Source organism: Acuticoccus yangtzensis (assembly GCF_001927245.1).
Lineage (GTDB): Bacteria > Pseudomonadota > Alphaproteobacteria > Rhizobiales > Amorphaceae > Acuticoccus > Acuticoccus yangtzensis.
This window is the reverse complement of the sequence record NZ_MJUX01000028.1, coordinates 1-706: the sequence shown is the minus strand read 5'-3', so window position 1 is coordinate 706 and position 706 is coordinate 1. Positions and strand designations below refer to the sequence as shown.

Genomic DNA, 706 nt, shown 5'->3' with positions numbered 1-706 from the left:
GCGTCGTCCGGCATCTCGTGGACGGCGGGGTCGTTGCGCGCCGACACCATCAGCGCGGTGGTGAGCGGGGCGAGGCAGACGCGCACGCCGGCGGCGAGGTCGAGCCAGACCGGCTCGCGGTGAAGGTCGAGTCGAAGCATCAATAGTCCTCCACGTCGTTGACGAGGGTTGCGGTGCACATGCGTCCGGCGACGGGATCGCGCGCCGCCTGCCAGTCGAAGCTCGCTTGGACCCCCTGCGGCCCGGAAATCTCGAGCCGTGGGCGCGGCAGGTAGACCGCGTGGGCGACGAGCTCGAAGCTCTCGCCCGAGGGGAGCGAATAGGCGAAGGTCAGCTCAGCGGCGGTGCCGTTGATCGCCTGGTTCAGCAGCGTCTGGTCGGCGAAGCGGACGTCGATCCGGCCGGTCAGCGCGGCGATGGACGGATCCGCACCGTCGATGCGCCCGTCGGCGCGGATGGTCTCGATGCGATCGAGGTTGTTAGCGTACGTCACCTCGGCCGAGACGACATTGCCGAGCGCGGAACCGTCACGGCTGATCGAGCCGGCGAAGTGACCGAAGCGCTTCAGCGACCAATCGGACGGCGTACCCGCGCCGGTGCTCGATGCGACCGTCTCGCCCTGCGCGATCAGGCCGACGGTCGCCGTGAGGAGTCCGGACCGCTGCATCTGCCAGCTGACGCGATCGACGACGCAGCCGGTCGCCAT

1 protein-coding gene is annotated in these 706 nt (G+C 69.5%); it reads right to left on the bottom strand.

Features of this window, described 5'->3' with window-relative positions:
* Window positions 1–139: 139 nt before the first annotated feature.
* Window positions 140–706: phage tail tube protein (locus tag BIX52_RS22330; protein WP_245803275.1), on the bottom strand; the 567-nt coding region annotated here is incomplete at its 5' end.